Annotated in this window: 1 protein-coding gene and 1 pseudogene; both read right to left on the bottom strand. The window is 50.0% G+C overall.

The genetic code is table 11. From position 1 onward, the window contains the following. Positions 1–236, bottom strand: a 236-nt coding sequence (locus tag Q1A48_RS21400) for a helix-turn-helix domain-containing protein (protein ID WP_299948906.1), incomplete at its 3' end; no start/stop codon positions are given. Between the two features lie 50 nt (positions 237–286). Further along, positions 287–422 (bottom strand): annotated as a pseudogene (locus Q1A48_RS21395) (integrase core domain-containing protein); the annotation flags it as partial.

Genomic DNA, 422 nt, shown 5'->3' with positions numbered 1-422 from the left:
ACTTCGCGCTCCAGCTCTTTAAGGCGGGCTGCGGCACCACTAGTGGTGCCGGGCTTAGTGCCGTTGTCGACTTCCATCTTGTTGACCCATGATCGTAGAGTCTCACGTGTACAGCCGATCTTAGAGGCGATAGATGTAATCGCTGCCCAGCGTGATTTATGTTCGTGCTCACCGGTCAACACCATGCGAACTGCGCGTTCCCGTACTTCGGGGGAGTATTCAGGTTGTTTGCTCATTGGCTAATTCTCCCAAGAAAGTTAGCCTCCGAGAAACCCGGGGTGATTCAATTATTGTAATAATTGAGCCATTCATCTAGATCCATCTGTAGCTCCTCCAACGAGCCACAAATCTTGCGTCGTAGTGACGGCTGATAAAACTCCTGCAGAATAGTCTTGTGAAATCGCTCACAGATACCATTCGTT

The sequence above is a fragment of the uncultured Microbulbifer sp. genome (assembly GCF_947489355.1).
In the GTDB taxonomy this organism is placed as follows: domain Bacteria; phylum Pseudomonadota; class Gammaproteobacteria; order Pseudomonadales; family Cellvibrionaceae; genus Microbulbifer.
This window is presented reverse-complemented; position numbering and strand designations above follow the sequence as displayed.